The organism is Aneurinibacillus thermoaerophilus (assembly GCF_019603355.1).
GTDB classification, from domain to species: domain Bacteria; phylum Bacillota; class Bacilli; order Aneurinibacillales; family Aneurinibacillaceae; genus Aneurinibacillus; species Aneurinibacillus thermoaerophilus.
In genome coordinates this window covers 3,129,648-3,153,403 of the sequence record NZ_CP080764.1, presented here as the reverse complement: position 1 = coordinate 3,153,403, position 23,756 = coordinate 3,129,648, and the positions used below count along the sequence as shown (strand labels likewise).

Below are 23,756 nucleotides of genomic sequence, written 5' to 3'. Positions count from 1 at the left end.
GATATTGATTAATAATTAGTTAAAAGTTAGTTAGAAAAGTGAAAATAAAAACGATTCTTATCCAGAGTAGGCTGAGGGACTGGCCCAATGACGCCCGGCAACCGGTATATTATATACACGGTGCCAATTCCAGCAGGATTCGTTTCCTGAAAGATAAGGATTTCGCGTTTTGATGAAGATGCAGAGACCTCCCTTCTTTCAGGAGGTCTTTTTTATTTTGTACGTGAGCGAATTTGTGTCAGAAAAGGGGACGATGATGATGAGCGGAGTGACAGCAGTAAAAACGAAACCGGCACTTGAAAATCAACTTCAGAAAAAAATTTTGATTATTGATGGAGCGATGGGCACGATGCTGCAACAGGCGGGGCTCGGGCCGGAAGACTTTGGCGGTGAGCAGTATGAAGGATGCAATGAAATACTGAACCTAACGCGCCCGGACGTGATTCGTAACATTCACGAAACTTATTTGGAAGCAGGAGCGGACATCATTGAGACCAACACATTTGGCGCCACATCCATTGTGCTTGCGGAGTACGATTTACAGCACTGTGCCCGGGAAATTAACCTGGCAGCAGCTCGGCTGGCACGGGAGGCGGCAGATAAATACTCTACGCTGGAATGGCCTCGTTATGCCGCCGGCTCGATCGGGCCGACCACTAAAACCTTATCCGTTACCGGCGGTGTAACCTTTGAAGAATTGGTGGAAGCATACTATGAGCAGGCGCTGGCTTTGATTGAAGGCGGGGTGGATGTGCTACTGCTGGAGACGGTTCAAGATACGTTGAATGTAAAAGCGGGCGGTATTGGCGTACAGCGGGCGTTCGAAGCGGCGGGACGTAAGCTCCCTATTATGATTTCAGGCACAATTGAGCCGATGGGTACTACGCTTGCTGGTCAGAATATTGAGGCTTTTTATATTTCTTTAGAGCATTTGCAACCCGTGTCTATTGGATTGAATTGCGCGACAGGCCCGGAATTTATGCGTGATCATATTCGAACGTTATCCGCCATGGCGAATTGCGCGGTCAGCTGTTATCCAAATGCTGGCCTTCCGGACGAGAACGGGCATTACCACGAGTCCCCGCAGGCGTTGGCGACCAAATTGGCCGGATTCGCCGAGCAAGGTTGGATTAACGTGGCGGGTGGCTGTTGTGGCACGACGCCTGATCATATTCGTGCCATCGCGGAAGCGCTCAAAGATTATCAACCGCGCAGACCGCAGGGACTAAGCACGCACGCGGTTTCCGGCATTGAACCTGTATATCTGGAACAGGACAATCGCCCGCTTTTTGTGGGAGAACGGACGAATGTAATCGGCTCGAAGAAATTTCGCGATTTGATCAAAGAAGGGAAGTATGAAGAAGCTTCAGAAATTGCTCGTGCACAGGTAAAGCGGGGCGCGCATGTTATTGATATCTGTCTGGCCGATCCGGATCGCGATGAAGCGGCCGATATGGAGGCTTTTTTGAAATTTGTTGTACGTAAAGTTAAGGTTCCGCTCATGATCGATTCCACAGACCCTAAAGTTGTCGCTTTGGCGCTGAAGTATTCCCAGGGAAAAGCAATTATTAACTCTATCAATCTGGAAGACGGTGAAGAACGTTTCGCTGAAGTAGCGCCTTTATTGAAGAAGTTTGGCGGAGCGGTGGTCGTTGGCACGATCGATGAGAAAGGAATGGCAGTGTCGCGTGACCGCAAGCTGGAAGTAGCCGAGCGTTCGTATCATCTACTGGTAAATAAATATGGCCTGAACCCGCGGGATTTAATTTTCGATCCGCTCGTGTTTCCAGTTGGCACGGGCGATGAAGCATACATCGGTTCTGCGCGCGAGACGATTGAAGGTATTCGCCTGATTAAAGAAAAATATCCGGAATGCCAGACCATTCTGGGCGTAAGCAATGTGTCATTCGGCTTGCCGCCCGCGGGTCGGGAAGTACTGAACGCCGTGTATTTATATCACTGCACGAAAGCGGGACTTGATTATGCTATCGTCAACACGGAGAAATTGCAGCGCTTCGCTTCCATTCCGGAAGAAGAGCGTGAGCTGGCGGAAGCGTTACTGTTCGAGACAACAGATGAGTCGCTGGCGAAGTTTACGGATTTTTACCGCGCGAAAAAAGTGGAAAAGAACGAGGAAAAGTCTAACCTGACGCTGGAAGAACGACTGGCACGTTATGTAGTGGAAGGAACGAAAGAAGGATTGATTCCGGATTTGGAAGAGGCGCTGAAAAAGTATGCCCCACTGGATATTATTAATGGGCCGCTGATGAACGGCATGGATGAAGTAGGGCGCTTGTTCAATGATAACCAGCTTATTGTCGCCGAAGTGTTGCAGAGCGCGGAAGTAATGAAGGCGGCGGTGGCGTATTTGGAGCCGTTTATGGAAAAAACAGAGACGTCCACCAAGGGAACGGTGTTGCTCGCAACAGTAAAAGGTGATGTGCATGACATTGGAAAAAACCTGGTCGAAATTATTCTCGGCAACAATGGCTATAAAATCGTCAATCTGGGAATTAAAGTGCCGCCGGAACGGCTGATTGAAGCCTGCCGTCAGGAGATGCCTGATATTATCGGACTGTCCGGACTGCTGGTGAAGTCAGCGCAACAGATGGTGACAACCGCGCAAGACCTAAAAACAGCCGGTATCAATGTTCCGATTCTTGTCGGTGGCGCGGCGCTGACGCGGAAGTTCACCGAGACTCGGATTGCGCCTGAGTACGATGGTCTTGTGCTGTATTCTAAAGACGCGATGAACGGATTGGAACTGGCCAATAAGCTCATGAATCCAAAGGAGTATGCTGTTCTGGAAAAAGCGGCCAAGGCGAAAGGACAGGAGCAGGTGGCTGCGACGACGGAAGTGAAAGAAGTCATGGTGGACATCAGCGCGCCCAAGCGTTCGGATGTCAGCGTGAATGCGCCGGTATTTATTCCGCCGGATTTCGAGCGCCACGTATTGCGCGACTATCCACTTACGCACCTGCAACCGTACGTAAACTTGCGCATGTTGCTTGGTAAGCATCTTGGCGTCCGCGGCAATGTGGAGAAGCTGCTGGCGGAAGGTGACCCGAAGACAGTGGAAGTAAAACAAATTGTCGACGAATTATTGGCGGAAGCGAAAAAAACCGGGCTCATAAAAGCGCAGGGCGTATACCGTTTTTTCCCGGCGCAGTCGAAAGGCGAAGAAATCCATATTTACGACCCGAATGATTCCAGCAACGTGCTGAAAACATTCCGATTCCCACGGCAGAAAAAGGCACCGTACCTTTGTTTGGCTGATTTCGTTAAACCGACAGAGAGCGGCGTCATGGATTATGTGGCATTTCTTGTAGTCACCGCCGGCGAAGGGATTCGCGAGAAGGCGGAAGAGTGGAAAGAGAAAGGCGATTATCTCCGCTCTCATGTTTTACAGGCACTGGCGCTGGAGCTGGCGGAAGCGTTCGCGGAACGTTTGCATCATATTTTGCGCGACGTGTGGGGCTTTCCGGACCCGGCTAATATGACGATGCAGGAGCGTTTCGGTGCCCGTTATCAGGGGCTCCGCGTTTCCTTTGGCTATCCGGCATGCCCGGATTTGGAAGATCAAAAGTTGCTGTTTGATTTGTTACGTCCGGAAGACATCGGTGTTCAATTGACGGACGGTTGCATGATGGAACCGGAAGCTTCCGTCTCGGCCATGGTGTTCTCTCACCCGGAAGCCCGTTATTTTAATGCTGATGAATAAACAAAGGAAAGGGGAGAGGATGACCATGCCAAAAGAAAGCTTGAAAACATACCTTAAGGATCATTTGCTTATCGGGGACGGCGCGATGGCGACCTGGCTGTACCAATTGGGCATTCCGATTGGCGTGTGTTATGAGGAATTGAATTTATCCAATCCAGAGCTTATTCGCGCGGTTCACCGCTCGTATTATGAGGCGGGCGCACGATTTATTCAAACTAACACATACGGAGCGCACCGGGACGCGCTGGCGCGCCATGGTTTGCAGGACAAAGTGACACGGATCAATCGGGTGGCAGTGCAGGTGGCGCGAGAAGCGGTTAAAGATGACGCGTATGTGGTCGGGGGTATCGGCTCTATTAACGCAGGACGTGTGCGAGATGTGCGTATGCAAAATTATCGCGAACAATTTGAGGAGCAGGCAGCGGCGCTTTTAATGGGCGGTGTGGATGCGATTTTGCTGGAAACATTTCTTGATCTGGATGAATTGCTGCTGGCGCTGGATGTGATTCGTCCGTTAACCGATGTGCCGATCGTGGCTCAACTGGCCACGATTGAGGTCGGACGGACGCGAGATGGTCACACGCTAACTCGGGCGTTTGCCGAGTTGAAAAAAGCGGGCGCGGATGTTGTCGGGTTAAACTGCCGGCTTGGACCGGCGGAAATCTTACGTTCGATTGAAAATGCAGTGGTTCCGGAGGACACGCCGCTGTCCGTCTTTCCGAACGCCGGGCGGTTGGCTATGTCAGATGGCCAGTATTCATACGCGTCTGTGCCACAATATTTCGGGGAAAACGCGCTTCGTTTCCGTGCTCAGGGCGCACGCTTGATTGGGGGCTGTTGTGGAACAACACCGGAACATATCCGGGTAATGGCGCAGGTGCTGGCGGAACGAGAGCCGTTGCCGCGCGTGAATCCTGTTGTAGACACGCAAGAAGAAGCGGAGCCGCTGATTCGCATCGCTCCTCCGACCCGGAAACAGGGAATTGTGGAAACGGTGGCGCATCGGCATACGGTGATTGTTGAGTTAGACCCGCCACGCGATTTAGATACAGAAAAGTTTTTACGGGGCACGGCGGCATTGCAGGACGCTGGGGCGGACGCGATTACGCTCGCTGACAATTCGCTGGCGACGACGCGGATGAGCAATATGGCTCTTGGTTCGATTATGAAGGCGAAATTCGGCGCTGAGCCACTGTTGCACATTGCCTGTCGCGACCGCAACCTGATCGGCCAGCAATCGCATCTAATGGGTTTGCATGCGCTCGGTATTAACCAGGTGCTTGTTGTTACAGGAGATCCGGCCCGTTTCGGCGATCTGCCGGGAGCAAGCTCCGTGTTCGATGTTTCATCATTTGATTTAATTCGGATGATTAAACAGTTGAACGAGGGATATTCTTTCTCAGGGAAGCCGTTGAAGCAGCGGGCGAATTTCGTGGTCGGTGCTGCATTTAATCCGCATGTGCGCCAGTTTGACGCCGCGCTGCGCCGGCTGGAAAAGAAAGTGGAAGCGGGCGCGGATTTTATTATGACCCAGCCGTTGTATGACCGGGAGAGCATTGAGCGGATTTATGAAGGAACCAGGCATCTCGATATCCCGATTTTTATCGGTATTATGCCGCTGACCAGTTCGCGCAATGCCGAATTTTTGCATAACGAAGTACCGGGTATTAGGCTATCAGACGAGGCGCGCACCCGCATGCGCCGGTATGAACCGGGGGAAGAAGCGCGCCGTGAAGGGGTAGCGATCGCCCGTGAGCTGGTAGATATCGCAATGGAGTACTTTAAAGGCATTTATCTGATTACACCGTTTTTCTACTATGAGATGACAGTGGAGTTAACCCGGTATATACGGGACAGATCACGGGTTGTGTTGCAGAAGTAATTTGTGCATTACTTTAACAACCGTTTTGAAAAGCCGGTTTCCTGTATGTTCAGGATGGCCGGCTTTTTATTTTGGTTTATGATGATGATATTGAGACGGTATCAAGCTGAATTCATTCTTAATAATAGGTCAAAACGAGTATAGGAATGGACATCCAGTCCCTACACTTCTTATAAGTTCTTACTTAAAATGGAGAAAGCACAATATACAAGATTTACTAAAACATGTATAGCGTTTTTGGCGATAGATTCAGATTAATAGGAGTTGCGTAGAATGAGCCATCAAATTCAAGCAACACAACAAACCCCGGCATATATTATTTACCTGCTGGATATTAGTGCATCGATGAATCTGTTGATGGATGCCGGGGGAGAAAAAAAGAGGAGGATGGATGTTGTAACGACAGCGTTGAACGCTGCAATCCGACAAATGGTTTTTCGTTCCACAAAGGGGAGTCGGCTTAGTCCGCGTTATAAGCTATCAATTCTCGCGTATAGTGATAACGTGTTTGACGTTTTGGGAGGAGTGAAAGGGATTGATGAAGTGGCACGAATGAGACCGCTGGAAAACGTACAGACCCAGCGGTTGACGAACACAGCCAAAGCGTTTGCTGTAGCTGAGAAGATGCTTCATCAGGAATTGCCGAACCTCAGGGACTGTCCGGCTCCCCTTATCTGTCACATGACGGATGGCGCTTTTACCGGGGAAGACCCTGAGCCGATTGTAAAGCGAATTATGGATATCAAAATCCCGGACGGAAATGTATTAGTCGAAAACATTTTCATTTCCGATGAAATCCTGAAAACCCCTATTGAAAATTCAAAAAAGTGGGCAGGAATCATGCCGGATACCCTGCTCGATGATGAGTATGGAGAGAAGCTGAAAAGGCTTTCCAGCCCGCTGCCTGAAAGTTATCGGGAGATGATGATGGAAACAGGATATAGAATTGAGTCTGGGGCATTAATGCTGCTTCCGGGTACGAATGCTGACCTTGTGTCGCTGGGCTTTCAAATGTCCGCTGCGACCCCGGTTCGGTAATAAAGAGAGGTGTCACATGTTTTCATTTACAAGTGATCAAAAGCTGGAAACACCCATTACCCATATTTATCAGGAGCCATTTTCGTTTCGTTATGGTTATGCTCGTGCCGGCGAGACACAGGAGGCTAATGACCTGGGCCAGGATTATTTGGTTTTTCGTGTAGAGAACAAAAAGTTTACTTTTGTGCTTTGTGACGGGGTAAGCTTATCCTTTTGCGGAAATATAGCAGCACAGTTTTTAGCCACCAAGCTAATAGAGTGGCTTTGTGGAATCCCAAAAGAAGAGATTCAGCAAAAAAACGATATGACAGCAGCGCTGGATAGATATTTGGAGCAGTTAATTAACGAAGCGACAGAAGTTGTAGAAAAGCATGAGCTGCCTCGTCCGCTTTCTCCGCTACTGAGAGATGTGCTGGAAGAAAAAAGGAGAAATGGAAGTGAAACGATGTTTGTCTGCGGCAGAGTCGATATTTTGGAGGAATGGTCCAATCAAGCCCATGTCTTTTTGGCCTGGTCGGGTGATTTGCGTATCCGACTGTGGGACGGATGGACGGAAATCACCCATTGTTCTGGCTTTTCCGTGAATACACAGCAGCGCTGGTCAACGAAGAACGGGTTGATTCATGGTGGGGTGAATGTCATGACATCAAGAGAAGTAAACCGGCCATTAGATCGTTTGACGCTGTACTCTGACGGCTTTTTTGTACTCGATTCTCTTGATGTTCTTCCATCTACTGACCGTCTTCAGGAGATGATGTGCCAAAGTTTTTCTTCCCCTACAAGTGACGATATTTCCTTTTTGGATGTTGCCTGGTAGAAAAAGGAGTGAAAAACGTGGAAGAAATTATTGTTACCTTTATTCATCATCATCAGGAGAGCGATTTACGCCTGCCAAATCAGGTGGAGAGCGAGAAGCTGGTTATCGCCTTAAATGAATGGCTCGGATATGAATATGATTGGACACAAGGAATACATGATCTGGAATATTCGTTTGACCAAAAGCATTGGTTCCGGCTCGAAAAACAGCAATCGCTGGAACGCGCCGGGATTTGGGACGGCGCGTTTTTGCGTTTCAGCAAAGAGCCAGCTTCCACCCTACCAACGGAGAGTGCATACGAAAAGATGTATCCTAGCAATCAGGAAACAACTACCGAAGCTGATGAAGTAGAGCAGCTTGATTACGTATGGAAGATTATTGAGTAAAGAAGGGAAACAGAAGAGGAGAAGATATGAGGAAATCACCATACTTTACACGATCACCGCGGGTAAAGCTTGCGCTACCGACAGGAAAAATTATGGTTCATCGGCCAAAGTCGGAGCCGATGGAGCCGAGGTTTTCTTTTGAAACGATGATTATTCCTATTTTCCTAACCATTGCCACGGTAGGGATTATGTATTATCTGTCTAAAACGATGTATAACAGTGCTGCCTATGCCATCTTCATGCTGGCCATGAGCATCCCGATGTTAGGTTCTTACATTGCCACTATCATTTTGTACTTTAGAAGAAAGAAAAAGCATCGCGAAGAGGTAGTGCAACTTCATGAAGAATATCTCGCACAGTTAGAGAATCATAGAAAAGAGATAGAAAAAATTCGTGAGCAGCAAACTAAATTTTTACGAGAAAAAGATCCGAATCCGGAAGAATGCGTCCGTAGAATTTACGAACGGCAAAGCTCATTGTGGGAGCGTGCGACAGATTCGGAGGATTTTCTTCATTTGCGAATTGGACTCGGCATGCGTCCTTTCGTCATTACGATTCAGCTTCCGACACAGGATGGTTATGACATCCATCCTTTAATTGCAAAGGCGCAGAAGCTGGGCGCCGATTATAGTGAGCTGACGAACGTACCTGTTTCGATTTCGCTGCGGGAAAAAAGAGTGGTTGGTTTGGTAGGGGAGCGAAAGGATATTTTAGAACTGGCACGCGTGCTGACCCTGCAGCTTGTTACTCACCATTCTCCTGAAGAAGTCAAGCTTGTCTGCGTTTACTCTGAGCAGGAAAAAGAGGAATGGAACTGGATGAGATGGCTTCCGCATATATGGGACAACGAACGTGAATCCCGGTATATAGCGGAAGGACAACATATGGCGCGGGCGTTGTCCGAAAAACTTTATAGCACATTAAACTTTCGAAAACTCAAAAAAGGGGGAGAAAAGAACAAAGAGTATGATGTTCCTGAATATGTATTCTTTTTGCCCAGCCTTTCCCTGTTTGAGAATGATGCCCTATTGCCCTTAATTCTCAAGGAAGGCGATACGGTGGGAGCCTGCGCATTTCTTATGTCATCCAGGAAAGAAAGCCTGCCGATGGAATGTGAAGTTATTATCGAGGTAAAGGACGGTATCGCTCGTCTTTATGAAACTTTTTCAGCCGATGATCAGACTCGATCGTTTACTGGTCAGGAAAAAGTTGCACTCGATCGGTTTACTTTACCGGAAGCGAAGGAGATGGCCCGTGCTCTCGCTCCGCTGCGGGTAAAGCAGTCAACTGCTGGAGTCATTCCCCGGGTTCTTACCTTTCTTGAGATGTATGGGGTGAATCGGGTAGAAGAACTGGATGTGATCTCCAGATGGGAACAAAACCGCTACCCGCTTACGCTTCCTGTTCCGATAGGCGTACGTGAAGGGGGAAAGGTCGTTGAGTTAAACATTCATGACAAAATCGAAAGAAACGGCCATGGGCCGCACGGATTGATGGCTGGTACTACTGGATCCGGTAAGAGTGAAGTGATTCAATCTATTATTTTGTCGCTGGCGGTTACCTATCATCCGCATGAACTGGTTTTTATGCTTATTGACTATAAGGGTGGAGGAATGTCAAATACTTTTCAGGGCCTACCGCATGTAGTGGCGACCATTACTAATCTGGAGAACCCGAATCTGATTAATCGTGCCAAAGTCTCTTTGCGGGCAGAGCTGGAAAGAAGGCAGAAGATATTTAACATGGCGGGCAACATACAGCATATTGATGAATATTTCCGCTCGGAATGGCGTTTTAAAGAGCCGCTGCCGCATCTTTTTATCATTATTGATGAATTTGCACAATTAAAAAAGGATCAGCCCGAATTTATGGATGAATTAATCAGCATAGCGGCGATTGGTCGTACGCTGGGAGTTCATTTGCTGCTGGCCACACAAAAGCCGGCGGGAGTTGTGGATGAAAAAATATGGAGTAACTCCCGTTTTCGCATTTGCCTGCGTGTTCAGGATGACAGCGATAGTCGTGAAATGATTCAAATCCCAAATGCTTCTACCATCAATGTCCCTGGACGGGCCTATTTCCAAGTTGGTAACAATGAAGTGCTCGAATACTTCCAATCTGCCTGGAGCGGCGCGGATTATTGTCCTAAAGAAGAAACAGAGGCAGAGCACATTGAAATTGCGGAGGTTAAGCTAGACGGCTCCATAGTGCGGAAAAAAGCCGTAAAAGCGGATGAGAACAATAAGCGCAAGGAAATCCAAGTGCTCATTGATTATATAAAAGAAGAAGCGCAAAAGCATGCGATTCATCCGCTTCCAGGACCATGGCTGGAGCCTCTTCCTGAACAGTTGCCAATTTCGCAGATGATTGACATTGATAACTGGACACCGGCAGACTGGAGCAGCGTGGAGAAATGGCTCCAGCCGACAGTAGGAATCGTTGATGATATAAGCAATCAAGCCCAGTATCCTCTGCGGCTCGATTTGAGCGAAGGGCATCTTATTGCTTATGGTATGCCAGGCTCCGGGAAGACCACGTTTATTCAGTCTACGCTGCTTTCATTGTTTTTCGATCTTGCACCTGCTGATTTGCATGTATATATTATTGATTTTAGCCGTCAGATGAAAGAGTTGGCCAGATTCCCTCATGTAGGCGGAGTGGTGCATGAAGAAGAGACAGAAAAGATGCGGAGGCTCTTCCGCTTTTTGCTAAAAGAACTGGCATTGCGTAAAGAGTTGTTTTCCAATGAAGGGGTAAGCTCGCTCCAAAATTACCGTACCGTTACTAATCAACGTTTACCGGCCCTTATGCTGATTATTGACGGATACCAGCAGTTTCGGACAAATTTTATAAATGAAAATGAACAGCTTGAGGTACTGTTGCGGGAGGGGGCAGCATACGGCATTATTGTGATGGCGACAGCCCACCAGACAAGTGATATGTATGATCGATACCGCAATACTTTTGCTTCGGCCGTTTCCTTCGAACTTGCGGATCAGACCGATTACTACTTTGCAGTAGGAAGACCCGGCTTTACTGTGTCAAACCTTCCGGAGGGACGCGGTTTTGTAAAAGGGCATAACCCGCCGTATGTGTTTCAGTGTATGCTGCCATACGATGGATCGAATGAATGGGAAAGGACTGCCTTCCTCCGGCACTGGGCCAGCAAAATGCAGGAGGAATGGAAGGGGAAACCAGCGAAAGAAATTGCGATGTTACCGAAGGAAATCAGATTAGAACAACTGATGGATCAATTTCCGCCGCAGGCAACGAGGGAGCTTCCATACGGGATTGATACTGAAGAGCTGGCTCTGCAATCCATTCGTCTGGAGGAAGTCGATCATGTTCTGGTAACAGGGCGTGTAGAATCGGGTAAAACGTCCCTTTTACAGACTTTGATATTGTCTATGGAGCACCAATACGCTGCTGATGAAATTGATATCTTCTTTATTGAATTAGAGCCGAAGCGTACAGGAATTATGAACCTTGCTCATTTGCCTCAGGTCAAAGGATACGCCACAAACCTCCTAGAAGCGAAAAAGCTCCTGCAAGAAGTAGTAGCTATTACCGAGGAAAGAAAGCAAACAAGTTCAATCTTTGGCTGGGGAAATAATGAGGAAGAGGGCATGTACAATCCGATCGTCATTATTATTGACGATGTAGAAAACTTCATGCAGCAAATGAACATGGATTTTGAAATAAAGAACGATCTTGAAAAGCTGACAAAAGAAGCACGGCAAAAAAATATTCATTTTATCATGGCTGGATTACTGGCAAGCATGAACAGCTATTTGCATGAAGCATGGTTTATTAACATTAAGAAGAAGTTTGTTGGATTTTTGCTGGGTTCAACTTTAAACAGTGATTTATACTTTTTTAATATGAGGCTTCCTCATGCGGAAACAGATAAAGAGCTGCCGGCCGGTGACGGCTTTGTGATTAAGGGGAAACATATGAAAGTAAAAATTGCTAGGCCTTATGAAAAGGTAAATAATAGATAAAAATACATGGTGAGAAAGTAGCGATTAACTTTTCATTATACAAATATAGTAGTTCCTGGGAATGATAATGATTACAGGACTGTACGATACGGAAAATTTGTAATATATTGACTTTGTCCAAAGAAAAGAAAGGAAGTGTAAGCCAATGTCAATGAGAATTCTTGTTACGCCGGAAGAGTTAGAAGGAATTGCCCAGCAGTTTAGAAACGGATCAGATGCAAGCCGCCAGCAAACCAACCAGCTCTATCAAGCACTTCAATCTTTAGAAGGCAAGTGGGATGGTGCAACGAAGAAGCGTTTCTTCGATCAGTTCGAACAATCTCGCCGTCATATGGAAGCTTACGTTCAACTTCTTGATTCTATTGATCAGGAACTTCGTGCTATTGCTACGCGTTTCCGTCAGGCAGATGCTCAATAATCATATTTTAGTATGAAGTATAAAAGAGTAGAAAAAAGACTAGTCATAACAGCTGACTGGTCTTTTGTACATTGTGAAAGTTTTAGAACAGGGGTTCATAAGTATGAATTTTCAGCCGGAAGTTGGAGAAACGATTCGTTTGTTTGGCAGAAAATATACCTTCTCCAAACATCCAGCGGTAGAGGGGATTGATATCCCATACGGGCAAGAGGGGAGACAGGGGACTGTTTATCAACTGGTTGATGAACAGGCGAGAACTCTCCACCGCTATGTGGCTTTTAAAGTGTTTAGGGAACGATTCAAAAGTGAGCGTCAGATAGAGTTGGCGAAAAAATTCCAAAAATATGCAGGAGGATATGGTCTTTCCGCTTGCTTGCGCTCCGTTATTGAACAGCAGAGTCATGAGAAGCTCGTCAGTCAATATGAAGATTTGCAGTACTCTGTTCTTATGCCTTGGATCGAAGGACCAACCTGGGCAGATATCCTACTGGAGGAAAGGGCTCTTACTCGTGAAGAATGCTTACAAATCGCGTGCACGTTTGCTTATATCATGAAGGAGATGGAAGAAGCAGGTCTTGCTCACTGTGATCTTTCATCAAGCAACGTTCTTATTCCCTACTTGAGCAAAGAGAAAGTAGATCATTCTTTTGCTGATATTGAACTGGTAGATATTGAAGAGCTATATGCGCCTGATGTAAGGAAGCCGCCTGTTCTGCCGGGAGGATCGCCTGGTTATGCTGCGGATTATGTGCGGGATGGAGTGTGGACGGCGAATGCCGACCGCTTTGCAGGCGCTGTGCTGCTGGCAGAAATGATAGCGTGGCATCATGACAGCATCCGGATAGAAAAAGCCGATGATATGAGCTATTTTGCAGCTGAAGAAATGCAAAAAAAATCGGAACGTTACCGGAAAATAAAGGGAGTTGTTCAAGACACGCTTGGAGAAGCGGCGGCGGAGCTTTTTACACGGGCGTGGGAAAGCCGAAACTTAAAGGAATGTCCTTCGTTTGCTGAATGGTTTTCTGTTTTTCCCCGGTCGATAAAAGAAGTGGTTATCAATCGAAAGCAGGCATTTTTTCAGGCAAAAAAACAGCCTACCTCCTCTCTCTTGAGCGTAGAGTCCCTGTTAGACATTGCTTCAACGTTTGAAGGACTTGGCAACAAAGTTGCCGCTCAAAGAGAGTATCGTTATATTGTTTCGCACTTCCCTGAGAAGAAAGCGGTCGTGGAAGAAATTAAATTGCTGCTCTCTGAGGGAAAAGTAAACATGGAACCACAGAGGTGGGATCTGGCGGATTATCTTGAAGCGGCCAACCAGATGGAGAAGCTGGAAGAATGGGAGAAGGCGCTATTGTTCTATGCAAGAGGAGCCCAGCTTCCTTCCATTGATTTTGCTACAAAAGAAGAGTTAGAAATTATCGTAGAAGAACTGAGAGAGAAAATCCGGGCCAGGCAGCAAGTGATAACCACTGAAGCCGCCTTGCAAAAAATACTTGATGAAAAACAAAAAAAGCCAGAAGCCCCGGCCTGTGTTCCGAATTTTTCCGGTAAAACAAAAAAACAAGGGCCTTTCCTTATGGAACGTGTGTGGCAGTTCTCGGTGAAAAGATGGAAGCTGTTGTTATCTCTTAGCTGTGCCTTCCTAATTGGTGGCCTGCTCATCTGGCTTTATAACTATACAGCAGAAAAGAAATGGCGGGAACTGATCCAGAAGGGAACGGAAGCTTTTACCAGACAGAACTATATTGAAGCGGAAGGATTCATCCGAAAAGCGATGGATCAGAAGCCAACCGAAGATTTATATACCAAAATGGCAACGATTTATATCAGCAGAGGTTATCATGAACAGGCGATCCGGTATTTGGAAGATTTATTCTATGAGAAGAAGCTGTCCGAAAAAAATCAAGAAGCTCACTATTTAATAGGTCGCGCCTATTTTTTGCTGAATGACTTCTCGAATGCTATTCCATATTTTGAGAAAGCAAGAAAAGGGGAGAAAAGCATTTATGAGCAAGATGTAATCCGCGATCTGGTTGTCTCTTACGCCCGCACCAATCAGTATGCAAAGGCGAACAATATGGTACATCAGCTGAAAGCTGGTGATTTAGTTTCTAAAGCTTTTATTGCTAATTTGAAGGGAGAGCTCTTTGAATTGCAGGGGAAAGATAGCGAAGCAATCGAAGAGTTTAAGAATGCTGTGGCTTTACATAAAGGCAATGAGCGGTACATCAAAAACCTAGTCGATCTCTATATTAAAAAAAATAAAACGAACCAGGTCGATGACACAACGAAGGCAAGGACGTATGAAGAAGCTATTTCTTTAATGAATGAATTATTAAAAGAGGATTTTACTAACATTGACTATTTAAACCGATTAGGACAGGCATATTATGATTATGGGCTTTACTATGAGGCTAAAGGAAATCGGAGATATATCAATCTTTTTCAGCAATCGTTAATCTCTTATAACCAGATTATAGATTTGGGCATCCGGAATGAGGAGATTCTCCTCAACATAGGCATTTTATATGACAAGCTTAATCAAAAGGTTAAGGCCGAAAGTATCTACAAGCAAGTGTTAAAAGAGTACCCGAATAGCGGGCATGCCTATTTCGTTTATGGCCTGTTTAAATTGAAGGAGAAGAAGTATAAAGAAGCGTTGACTATGCTGCAAAAAGTGGTGCAATTGAACCAAAATCCGTCGGAAGCAGCGATTGCAAAAGAGCGTATGAAAGAGATGAAAGCCAAAAAGTTGATATAAGTAGGATGAAGTGAGGGGGAGTACAGTTGGCACCTGAAAATCAGCAAGACAAAAATAGTGCAAAAGCTCGGCAGGTCGTCCTGCCTGTTTCACTTAGTTTGCTGGTCGCTGCTGGCGGAGTCGCTACTTATCAGTGGAGTCAGCATGACGCACCTGTAAGCGGCAAGCGGGCTGAACATGCAAACACGAAAAGTAAGGAAAAAAAGCCAGGGGAAGCGATTCGTCTCAATACTGACGACAATCAGGTGAAGAATACAGCTATTAACCAGTTTAAGGAAAATAGGGGCAAACGGATAGAAGTACCTGTCAAGCACAGTGCGGAAGAGTCTGGGAAAAAGATTCGCTCATCGTTGGAAAAGGAGGAAGCTTTGCTTGCTTTTTCCCTAAAAAATGATGTGGATTGGGAAGTTTATGACGATGCGGTTTATCTAGTAGATAGCTCTAATAAGGGAGCTCCGATTGCAGGCCTGGCAGTGGATCAGAGTGATATCATTTTGCCAGAGCCGCCGTTACTCATTGAAGATATTCCCCTTTTACCAGTTGATGACTTGCTATCAGGTGAGGAAGAAACAACAGACGGGGATTTAAACAATGAGCAAAATCGGTCGGAAAATGTAGGCGATCAGAAGACAGACAATAATAGTAAAGACGACGCTATTGATAGTGGCCCTGTGTTAGTACCTGGCTCTTTATATAATAGCATTTATGACTATGTCATAATGAATGATTCCTACAATGTTGTTTATTATGGACAAAATGTTAGAACGGATGATAAACGCTATAATACCATCATGAAATGGCTTGTAGAATCAGCGGATCGTCTTAAAGGGGAGGCCTATGCAAGTCCCTCACTTTCTTACCAGGGGCAGGCAAATTTACAGCTCATTCATTCACTAAAGATAAATCAGCCGGAAATTCAGAGCTTGCAAGAAGAAATCCAAAAAAATATGTTCATGAAGTATGTGGATGAGGAAATCAATGCATATGCAGCTGATAAGGAACGCCATTCTAAGGATGCCAAACATATTGTTTATTTTATTGGTAAGTACAATGAACAGGCGAATAAGTCGCTGAACCCGAGTGAATATGGGAATGCTGACCGTAATTTAATGAAGTCCGCTGATCAAGATGCCCGAAATTCTAGCAGCGTGGTGGAGGCACTGAACAAATATCAGATTGCAAGTCAGTATGCGCCAGATGTTGCCGAGGAATTACGCACACAAAAAAAGGATTTGCTATTGCAGGTGAAGGAAGTTTCACAAACGGATATAAGTAAGGCTGTCATTCTGGCTGCTGAAGCTGTTGAAAACGGTAATCATGCTCCGGAAGCGAGGGAAGAATTGCACAGATTAGCGGAGAAATTGCTCGAAGCCGCGGAGGAATTTGAGCCAGATGCGGAAGAGCAGGCTTATGAAATTTTAAGTACAAGAGCGAGTATTGATAAGACGATTGCTCATACCGCTACCAATCGAAAAAAAGCCTTCGCATATGCGAAAAAAGCAGAAGGTTTGTTAAGCGCTGAAAAGTATGCAGAAGCTCTGTATTATGCTAGTGAATCCAAACGTTTATACGATAAAAGTGATTTGAACGACAGGGTGATAAAGCGGGCGGTCGAACAGATGTTAAAAGAAGCAAAAGAAAAAGATCTGGATACTCAGCTGGCGATATATAGAAGTATTACCAGCGCAAACGGCGTACCTTATGAGTATGCACAGCAAGCGACTTTCCTGCAAAAAGCGATCGACGACTATAGAAAAGCGATGAATCAGTCAAATCTTGAACAGGCTGTTCAAGATTTAAGTTCTGCCTGGCAACATTCAAATTTGCAGAAATTGGTAGAACCTCTATTAAAAGAAAAAAGTCGCACGCTGTTTGAGCAGGCCAACGCGATACGAAATGAGAATCCTAAACAAGCCGCCCGTTATTTTAGAACACTGGCACAGACACCTGGAGTCGATGTTGAGATAAAGGAACGCGCGAAAAGCATGCTAGATGAAAGCAACCAAAAAACATGAAGATTGGAGGATAACAATGGACTCTCACCGAGTATTGGCATTAGCCAATCGTTATCGTCAGGCCGCTAATCAGGTTATGGAAATTCAAGGAAGAATAAAAGGTACAGTCGAGTGGAACGGAGCGGAGTGGAAAGGCAAGCGAAGGGAACGATTTAATTCTGATTACCAGGAGACGATCCAGGCATTTCAGCGTTATGTACGGGACTTGCAAATCACAAGTGATGAATTGGAAAAGGCCGCAGTCCGGATTGAAGAGCTCAAAAAGGAATTGGCGAAACAGCAACAAAAGGGATAATCTGTAGTTTGCAAAAGAAAGGAGCAGTGCAATGGCAAACGAGATTTCAATGGATATAAATAAAGGGCGCACGATGGCAGACGATTTTGTCCGGGAAATTTCTGTCCTGGAGAATCTCACCAATGAATTGAACGAACAGATGCAACAGTTATTGTCCGATATATCGTACGGGGACCCGCGCTATATAAATTGCATAACAGGCGTAGTCGCAAATGATTTTACGAAAGGGTCAGGCGAGCGTCTGATAAATCAGCTCTCTGAGAACGAGATTTACATTCGCTCCACCGTTGACCGCCTCGAGGAGGAGGATAATGTCATTGGAAACTTGTTTGAATTGCACGGCTATTGGAATGGGGTGTTACAAGCGGCCGGGCATTCGCTCTTTGGCGTTGCTTTTGCTCTAACCGGTCTGACGAGGTTTGAGTTCGCAAATGGGGCATGGCGGGTTCGCTATCTTTCTAGGTATGCACACTTGACGAGGGCTATCGATAACTCGAAGTTGCGCACGGTGGCCAGATATCTGCTTGGGCCGAAATACCTTGTGCGATATATGGATAAGCCACTCAGACAAGTTATGTACAGGGCCGGAGTGGGTTTCTTCCCAGGCCATGTTGCTTCGTTCGATAGCGGTTTGGCTAGATTACGGGAGGCAGCCAGAAATGCCGATACGTTCAAAGGTGCATTCGGTGCGGTGAAAAGCCATGCCGGCGATTTGCTCAAAGCAAGCAAAGGGTTTTTGAAAACCAACTTTGTGACCGCCTTCATAGCGTCAGGGGTTGAGGAATCAATCGGATTGGGCATGAACATCCTGAATAATTACAAAGAATATGGAAACAACGAAGCGGTATTAAAACGTGAGAACGCAAAAGCAGTGGGTCGGGCCGTATATAATACGGGAGTAAAAACGGCTACCGCAGGGGTCGGTGGTGTTATTGGAGGCGCGATTGGTTCTATGATCCTACCGGGTGTGGGAACTGTTGTCGGCGCCGCTGCCGGCGGATTTATCGGCAGTATAGTCGGCGATAAAATCGCGAAGCATACACCGGCCTGGGTAGACGAAGCGGCGCTCCATTTAAAAGATGAGATACATGCCGGCATTGAAAAGGTCGGGGACGGCCTGAGAGCGGTCGGAAAAGGAATGAAGAAAGCGGAAGAAGGCATCAAGGCGGGATTCAAGGAAGTAAAGGATACAGCCGACCAATTGCTGAAAAATGCGGGAGAATTCTTCTCTAAAAAATTCTCTTTCACATAAGGAGGGATAGCACATGACAGTAACATTGAGCGTTGAAGAACTTATCTATTGCTTTTACAGTGAGGGACTGTTTGAACAGGGATTGGGACTGAAGCAAGTCTATTTCCAGGATTTGTCGGATGAACAGATGAACCTTATCTTTCAGGCTGCCTGCCGCTCTCTCCTGTCCAAAGATTACCTTATATATGAACAGCGGCGCTTTACCCTGAAAAAGGAAATTGCCCGTATTATTTCCTGCTTAAACGGTTCATCGTTTACATTGAAAGCTTCCAAGTTCTTGGATGATGGATATCAGGATACAATGTCTGTACATTTCTCTGAGGAAGGAACGTACGAGCATTCGCTCCGCTATGAAGGACAGGTGCATGTTTTTCGTACGATTTCTCCGGAAGAATCCTATGCCACCATCGGCAGCTATTTGGGGGTATCAATCCAAGGGAAGGATGAAGGGGTTGTGCTGCCATTAAACCAATCGGAATTCGAATCGATGCTAACACTCATCGATGAAAATTCGGATCGTGTAGCCGATTATGTCCGAACCATGGGGGGAGACACTGAAAACATCCAGGCATTTGCGAGTGATATGGTAAAGAATAAAGGGATGATGGACAATATTCTGTTTTTGGAGTATGACAAGAATCGAGAGCCGGTATTGTTGGATATTATCTTCGTGGTGAACGGAGAGAGGGATACTTGGATCATAACCAGACCGGAGAAAGGGCGGTATGAAGTCAGGAAGTGTAATCTGTCCAGTTTGGCCGTCCTCATGAAAAAAACAAGCCATGCCGTTACCGCAGCATTGAAGTCGGTATAGTGACATCTAGGAATTTACACGTAGCAGAGGAGTTTTCTATTATGAAATATTTAAAGAAGACAGACCATGGGGTTCAGGTTGTGTACACCAATATGGATGCCGGTTGCATGACCGTCTTGCCGGGAATTATGGTTGCTGTAAGTCTCCTTATCTTTTATTTTCTTCCTGAGCTTGGCATTATTAAAGGACTGATCGGGCTCATTATCGGGATTATGGCCTTTCTTCTCTTTGGCGGTATACTTTTGAGGATTCTGATGATTATAAGGAGAAAAAATCCGGTTCTGATCGAAGTCCGCGATGGATACCTGATGGACCGTAAGAAGAAGGTGCCGATATCGGAAATCAATGAAGTCTCATTCGGCTGGAATCAAGGACGGCTCGGCGGGATCATATTTCCCGATTTGGCGGTTCAAACGATCCATAATAAGCGATATTACTTTTGCTACTATAACCTAATCTCAGAGAGGGCCATAAAGGAATTGGTGGAGCAATACATCCTTCCTTTTGCGACTCCGCAATGCAAAAGCAAGTGGGAAAAGCATTTCTGGCGTAAAAATAAAGCTCAATAAAAAATTTTTTCGGACAATAAAATAGAAAATGTAGGTCTATCCCCTTAAAATAATAGCGGGATAGACTTTTTTGTTATTGATGGGGGACATATCTGCGAATTTTACTCTATATAAATCACACTTGATACATGGACATCCTTGTGTAGTTGGAAGGAAGAGGAAAGAACATCCAGAGAAAAGAAAGGAGAAGCCCCCTGTGTAAAAGAATAAGGGCAGATGTTTGCCATTCCCTTTCTTCTGGACTGTGGGCAGGGCCCATCAACGCTTCCTCTCTCTCCTCTTCCTATCCTTCTCCCACCATCCAAATGTCGAAACATCAAAGACGATGTATATAAGTCATAAACTAAAAAGACTTTATGTAGCTATCTTTTATATGAGGAGGAATAAAATTGACCAGCCGAAGTCAGCAACTCATTCGTTTGGCGCAAGAATTTGTAAGCGAAGTACCATTCAATGTGGTGTATGCTAGTGTAGGCGGCTCAACGGGCAGAGGGGAAGCGGATCAATACAGCGATTTGGACCTTGTTATTTATACGGATGATATTTCGTTGACCGACGCAAAAAATGTTATGTACAAAGATGAAATTATCCAATTAGAAATTGAACATTGCAGCGAATTCCCGAAACAAAAAAATATCATAGACAATCCGTGGGATTACAGGTTTTTACAAGAAATTTGCATTATTTACGATAGTGATGGGGAGTTTAAAAAAATTAAGAATTGGGCGATACAGTATTTTTCTTCCGCAAAAGGGACAAAACGAATAAGCGAACAAGTTTTGGGCATTGTAGAGGAAAGAAAAAATTGGGCTCTACACTGTATGAATCAAGGCAATATGTATTCTGCTACGCATGCCGCGCTGGGAGCATGGACAGAAGCAGCTTTTTTATATTTATTTTTGACGCAAGGCTCACTCTCAACCAATGATCTCATTCCTTCTATTCAAAAATTAGAGCGCCATTTTGCGGCATTTAAAACTGCTTGTCCTTTTACTTTGAATGGACAATGGTCAGAGATTCCCGCTATTTTAAAGCGTTTTCGGAGTTATTTGCGAAAACAGGGATTTTCGTTTGAGTTCGGGCTCTCTCCTATTCAAGACCTATTATACGAAAAAAAGCAGCCCGTTTGTTAGAGTCAAAAGAATATATGAGTTTGTTATGGCAATGTTATGGGGAAGCGTTTTGTCTATATGCAGAAACGTCCGAAAACGATTGGTTTGAAGACTATTTTTATGAACTGCCCGAATCTTTGCAACAAGATTTACGTAAAATCGGTTTTGTCCCTCTACCCTCACATAAAATCCAGACGATATGCACTTTAAGTGATGAGCTTATTAACTTAGTCTATCACGAAAAAAATAAGAAAAATATATCGCTCTACTGAGAGAATTGTTTGACTTTTAAAATTTTTAGAAGCCTCACCTCTAAGCAAAGCGGAGGTGGAGGAGTTTATCGATTTGATCGTTGGAAGGAAGACAGGATGTAGGAGGAGTTGTTTTTGATGAAGAAAAAACAAATCATGATTTTACTTATTATGGGAATTATAATAGGTGGATTCTTTTATATAATTAATATTTCTACATTTGAACCGCATATGACTGGTGGAAATGGTAATCCTGCCTTGCTATTTATGATACCTACAGTTCCCTTGTATGTTTACTTCTCCATTCTACTGTATACTACTTTTTACTATTTTTTAGTAAAAATAGTAAAAATGAGATCGTAATTTACACTTTGTTTTCTCTGTTTGCTCTTGTCTGTGCAATGATTGGTGAGTATTGCTATGTTTAGGAAAAACGAGTTGAGTTAGGAAATCCGTATTATCCTAATACAAGGGTTAGCAGAATTACCCCACTTGGTCCATTTATAAACAATTGGTTTTTTAATGGTTATACTTATTTTTTTCTTCCGTTATTCGTCGTAATAATTAGTGGAACAAAATGTATTCTCTCACGCTCACGACAAAACTAAACGCCTATTTTGGATTTATTCCCCGCTTCAAAAATCGTAAGCTTTTAAGTGGTGAGAGTGTTCAAATGAATCACTGTCATCGTCTATGTCGTCGACCTCTAATCTTGCAAAAATGGTAGGGGATCGACGACATTTTGTTTTGGTTTAAATACGCAGAAACATTGAGGTTGGCGATATTATGTAAATAATGACATATAATATAGCGTGTTTTTGTGCTTTGTTGTGAAAGCTGAAAAAAGTGTTATGCCGCAAGGGTTTTCCCTATGTATGTTTTCATGTAAAATGGGTTTATAGCTTACCTATGAGGAATTGAAACCACTCACGCAAAAATGTGACTTCAAATATGATTTATTTATATACGCATGTACAGATTGATTGGAACAGGCACGGATTAAACGGATACGGAGTCTTTACATATAGTTCAGTGAAGTGTAAAATAATGAAGAAAATTAATATGCAAATGCGATGAGGAAGAAGAGTAGGCATATCGAAGGGTTGCAGAGAGCTGATGGGTGGTGTGAATCAGCGCCGGACGAATGCTGAATGGACTTCCGAGCACCAAACCGAACGAACGGCTCAAGTAGGCTTTGGCGTATGTCCGTACGATACAATGGACACCGTATCACAGCTTGAACTGTCGTACGGGTATGAGTGATTTCGACAAATGTCGAAATAATAAGGGTGGCACCACGGTCTATTCGTCCCTTTAGCGGACGGATGGGCCTTTTTTATTTATAAAATGTTGTAAAGGAGTGGTAAAGATGCAAACCATCTTTTCCGGGATTCAGCCGAGCGGCGTCATTACGCTCGGAAATTACCTTGGCGCCATGCGCCAATTCGTTGAACTTCAGCATGACTACAATTGTTATTTTTGTATCGTTAACCAGCATGCAATTACCGTGCCGCAGGACCCTGAACAATTACGGAAAAACATTCGGACTCTTGCCGCGCTATATCTTGCCGTCGGATTGGAGCCGGAGAAAGTAACGCTATTTATCCAGTCGGAAGTGCCTGCCCATGCGAAGCTGGGATGGATTATGCAGTGTACCGCATATGTGGGTGAATTAGAACGGATGACACAATATAAAGATAAAGCGCGTGACCGCGGTGAAGCGATCCCCGGAGGATTGCTGGCGTACCCGCCGCTGATGGCTGCCGACATTTTGCTTTATCGCACGGATTTCGTCCCTGTCGGCGAGGATCAGAAACAGCATATCGAACTCACCAGAGATTTGGCCGAACGTTTTAATCAGCGTTACGGTGAATTATTTAAAATCCCTGACATTCGGGTTCCGGAATTTGGGGCTAGAATTATGTCGTTGCAGGATGCGACCAGAAAAATGAGTAAATCCGACCCGAATCAAAACGCATTTATTTCGATGCTGGACGATGAAAGTGCCATTGTTAAGAAAATTAAACGGGCGCAAACCGACTCCGATAATAGCGTGCATTTTGATAAAGCCAATAAACCGGCCATTTCCAACTTGATGACGATTTATTCGGCATGTTCTGGCAAGACGATGGAGGAAATCGAAGCGTTATATAAAGGCAAGGGGTATGGAGCATTCAAAACGGATCTTGCCGAAGTCGTAGTTGAAACGCTGCGGCCGATTCAGGCCCGCTATGCGGAGTTAATCGACTCCCCGGAATTGGATCGCGTGCTGGATGAAGGCGCGGAAAAAGCGAAGCGCGTAGCCGACGAGACGCTTAACAAGGTGGAAGAAGCCATGGGCTTGTCGCGCGTGCGGGCAAAATAATGATCATAAAGATTCAGAAAAGATATGTTGCTATAAAGTGGAAAAGCGATATATACTTC

At 45.2% G+C, this 23,756-nt stretch carries 16 protein-coding genes, 1 riboswitch and 1 other annotated feature; all 16 genes read left to right on the top strand.

What is annotated here, in order from left to right:
• Positions 1 to 54: 54 nt before the first annotated feature.
• A riboswitch (SAM riboswitch) is annotated at positions 55 to 160 on the top strand.
• A gap of 99 nt (positions 161 to 259) precedes the next feature.
• The 16 genes from metH (at position 260) to trpS (ending at position 23,697) form a co-directional block, all read left to right on the top strand.
• Positions 260 to 3,721, top strand: coding sequence for a methionine synthase (metH, locus tag K3F53_RS16260; protein ID WP_156424117.1), 3,462 nt, complete (start codon positions 260 to 262; stop codon positions 3,719 to 3,721).
• A 19-nt stretch (positions 3,722 to 3,740) separates the two neighbouring features.
• On the top strand, positions 3,741 to 5,603 hold the full coding sequence (locus K3F53_RS16255; RefSeq protein ID WP_220559126.1) for a bifunctional homocysteine S-methyltransferase/methylenetetrahydrofolate reductase: 1,863 nt from the start codon (positions 3,741 to 3,743) through the stop codon (positions 5,601 to 5,603).
• 273 nt (positions 5,604 to 5,876) lie between these two features.
• A complete protein-coding gene (locus K3F53_RS16250; RefSeq protein ID WP_220559125.1) occupies positions 5,877 to 6,641 on the top strand; it encodes a vWA domain-containing protein in 765 nt (254 codons plus the stop codon).
• A 16-nt stretch (positions 6,642 to 6,657) separates the two neighbouring features.
• Entirely contained in the window at positions 6,658 to 7,458 is an 801-nt protein-coding gene (locus tag K3F53_RS16245) for a hypothetical protein (protein ID WP_057897621.1), read from the top strand.
• Positions 7,459 to 7,475: 17 nt separating this feature from the next.
• On the top strand, positions 7,476 to 7,844 hold the full coding sequence (locus tag K3F53_RS16240) for a ubiquitin family protein (RefSeq protein WP_057897622.1): 369 nt from the start codon (positions 7,476 to 7,478) through the stop codon (positions 7,842 to 7,844).
• 26 nt (positions 7,845 to 7,870) lie between these two features.
• On the top strand, positions 7,871 to 11,845 hold the full coding sequence (essC, locus tag K3F53_RS16235) for a type VII secretion protein EssC (RefSeq protein WP_057897623.1): 3,975 nt from the start codon (positions 7,871 to 7,873) through the stop codon (positions 11,843 to 11,845).
• A gap of 145 nt (positions 11,846 to 11,990) precedes the next feature.
• Positions 11,991 to 12,263, top strand: a complete 273-nt coding sequence (locus K3F53_RS16230) for a WXG100 family type VII secretion target (protein ID WP_057897624.1) — start codon at positions 11,991 to 11,993, stop codon at positions 12,261 to 12,263.
• A 103-nt stretch (positions 12,264 to 12,366) separates the two neighbouring features.
• The gene (locus K3F53_RS16225) at positions 12,367 to 15,024 is read left to right on the top strand and encodes a tetratricopeptide repeat protein (RefSeq protein WP_220559124.1); all 2,658 of its coding nucleotides are present in this window, start codon (positions 12,367 to 12,369) and stop codon (positions 15,022 to 15,024) included.
• 26 nt (positions 15,025 to 15,050) lie between these two features.
• Entirely contained in the window at positions 15,051 to 17,039 is a 1,989-nt protein-coding gene (locus K3F53_RS16220; protein WP_057897626.1) for a hypothetical protein, read from the top strand.
• Between the two features lie 16 nt (positions 17,040 to 17,055).
• Positions 17,056 to 17,334 (top strand): WXG100 family type VII secretion target, encoded by a 279-nt coding sequence (locus tag K3F53_RS16215; RefSeq protein WP_057897627.1) that lies wholly within the window; start codon positions 17,056 to 17,058, stop codon positions 17,332 to 17,334.
• A gap of 31 nt (positions 17,335 to 17,365) precedes the next feature.
• The gene (locus K3F53_RS16210; RefSeq protein ID WP_057897628.1) at positions 17,366 to 18,586 is read left to right on the top strand and encodes a glycine zipper domain-containing protein; all 1,221 of its coding nucleotides are present in this window, start codon (positions 17,366 to 17,368) and stop codon (positions 18,584 to 18,586) included.
• Between the two features lie 13 nt (positions 18,587 to 18,599).
• Positions 18,600 to 19,400 carry a hypothetical protein gene (locus K3F53_RS16205; protein WP_057897629.1) on the top strand — a complete coding sequence of 267 codons (801 nt, stop codon included), beginning with the start codon at positions 18,600 to 18,602 and terminating at the stop codon, positions 19,398 to 19,400.
• A gap of 41 nt (positions 19,401 to 19,441) precedes the next feature.
• Positions 19,442 to 19,969, top strand: coding sequence for a DUF5381 family protein (locus K3F53_RS16200; RefSeq protein ID WP_057897630.1), 528 nt, complete (start codon positions 19,442 to 19,444; stop codon positions 19,967 to 19,969).
• 389 nt (positions 19,970 to 20,358) lie between these two features.
• Positions 20,359 to 21,102: a nucleotidyltransferase domain-containing protein gene (locus K3F53_RS16195; protein WP_220559123.1), complete on the top strand. Its 744-nt coding sequence runs from the start codon at positions 20,359 to 20,361 to the stop codon at positions 21,100 to 21,102.
• Positions 21,103 to 21,467: 365 nt separating this feature from the next.
• Entirely contained in the window at positions 21,468 to 21,695 is a 228-nt protein-coding gene (locus tag K3F53_RS16190; RefSeq protein ID WP_220559122.1) for a hypothetical protein, read from the top strand.
• A 701-nt stretch (positions 21,696 to 22,396) separates the two neighbouring features.
• Positions 22,397 to 22,649 (top strand) — a binding site (T-box leader).
• 52 nt (positions 22,650 to 22,701) lie between these two features.
• A complete protein-coding gene (gene trpS, locus K3F53_RS16185) occupies positions 22,702 to 23,697 on the top strand; it encodes a tryptophan--tRNA ligase (protein WP_057897633.1) in 996 nt (331 codons plus the stop codon).
• Positions 23,698 to 23,756: the final 59 nt, after the last annotated feature.

Bases quoted from the DNA above. Each gene is read 5' to 3' on its own strand.
- K3F53_RS16205 (WP_057897629.1), top strand. From the start codon at position 18,600: ATGACAGTAACATTGAGCGTTGAAGAACTTATCTATTGCTTTTACAGT.
- essC (WP_057897623.1), top strand. From the start codon at position 7,871: ATGAGGAAATCACCATACTTTACACGATCACCGCGGGTAAAGCTTGCG.
- K3F53_RS16210 (WP_057897628.1), top strand. From the start codon at position 17,366: ATGGCAAACGAGATTTCAATGGATATAAATAAAGGGCGCACGATGGCA.
- K3F53_RS16250 (WP_220559125.1), top strand. From the start codon at position 5,877: ATGAGCCATCAAATTCAAGCAACACAACAAACCCCGGCATATATTATT.
- K3F53_RS16215 (WP_057897627.1), top strand. From the start codon at position 17,056: ATGGACTCTCACCGAGTATTGGCATTAGCCAATCGTTATCGTCAGGCC.
- K3F53_RS16230 (WP_057897624.1), top strand. From the start codon at position 11,991: ATGTCAATGAGAATTCTTGTTACGCCGGAAGAGTTAGAAGGAATTGCC.
- K3F53_RS16225 (WP_220559124.1), top strand. From the start codon at position 12,367: ATGAATTTTCAGCCGGAAGTTGGAGAAACGATTCGTTTGTTTGGCAGA.
- metH (WP_156424117.1), top strand. From the start codon at position 260: ATGAGCGGAGTGACAGCAGTAAAAACGAAACCGGCACTTGAAAATCAA.
- trpS (WP_057897633.1), top strand. From the start codon at position 22,702: ATGCAAACCATCTTTTCCGGGATTCAGCCGAGCGGCGTCATTACGCTC.
- K3F53_RS16255 (WP_220559126.1), top strand. From the start codon at position 3,741: ATGACCATGCCAAAAGAAAGCTTGAAAACATACCTTAAGGATCATTTG.
- K3F53_RS16245 (WP_057897621.1), top strand. From the start codon at position 6,658: ATGTTTTCATTTACAAGTGATCAAAAGCTGGAAACACCCATTACCCAT.
- K3F53_RS16200 (WP_057897630.1), top strand. From the start codon at position 19,442: ATGAAATATTTAAAGAAGACAGACCATGGGGTTCAGGTTGTGTACACC.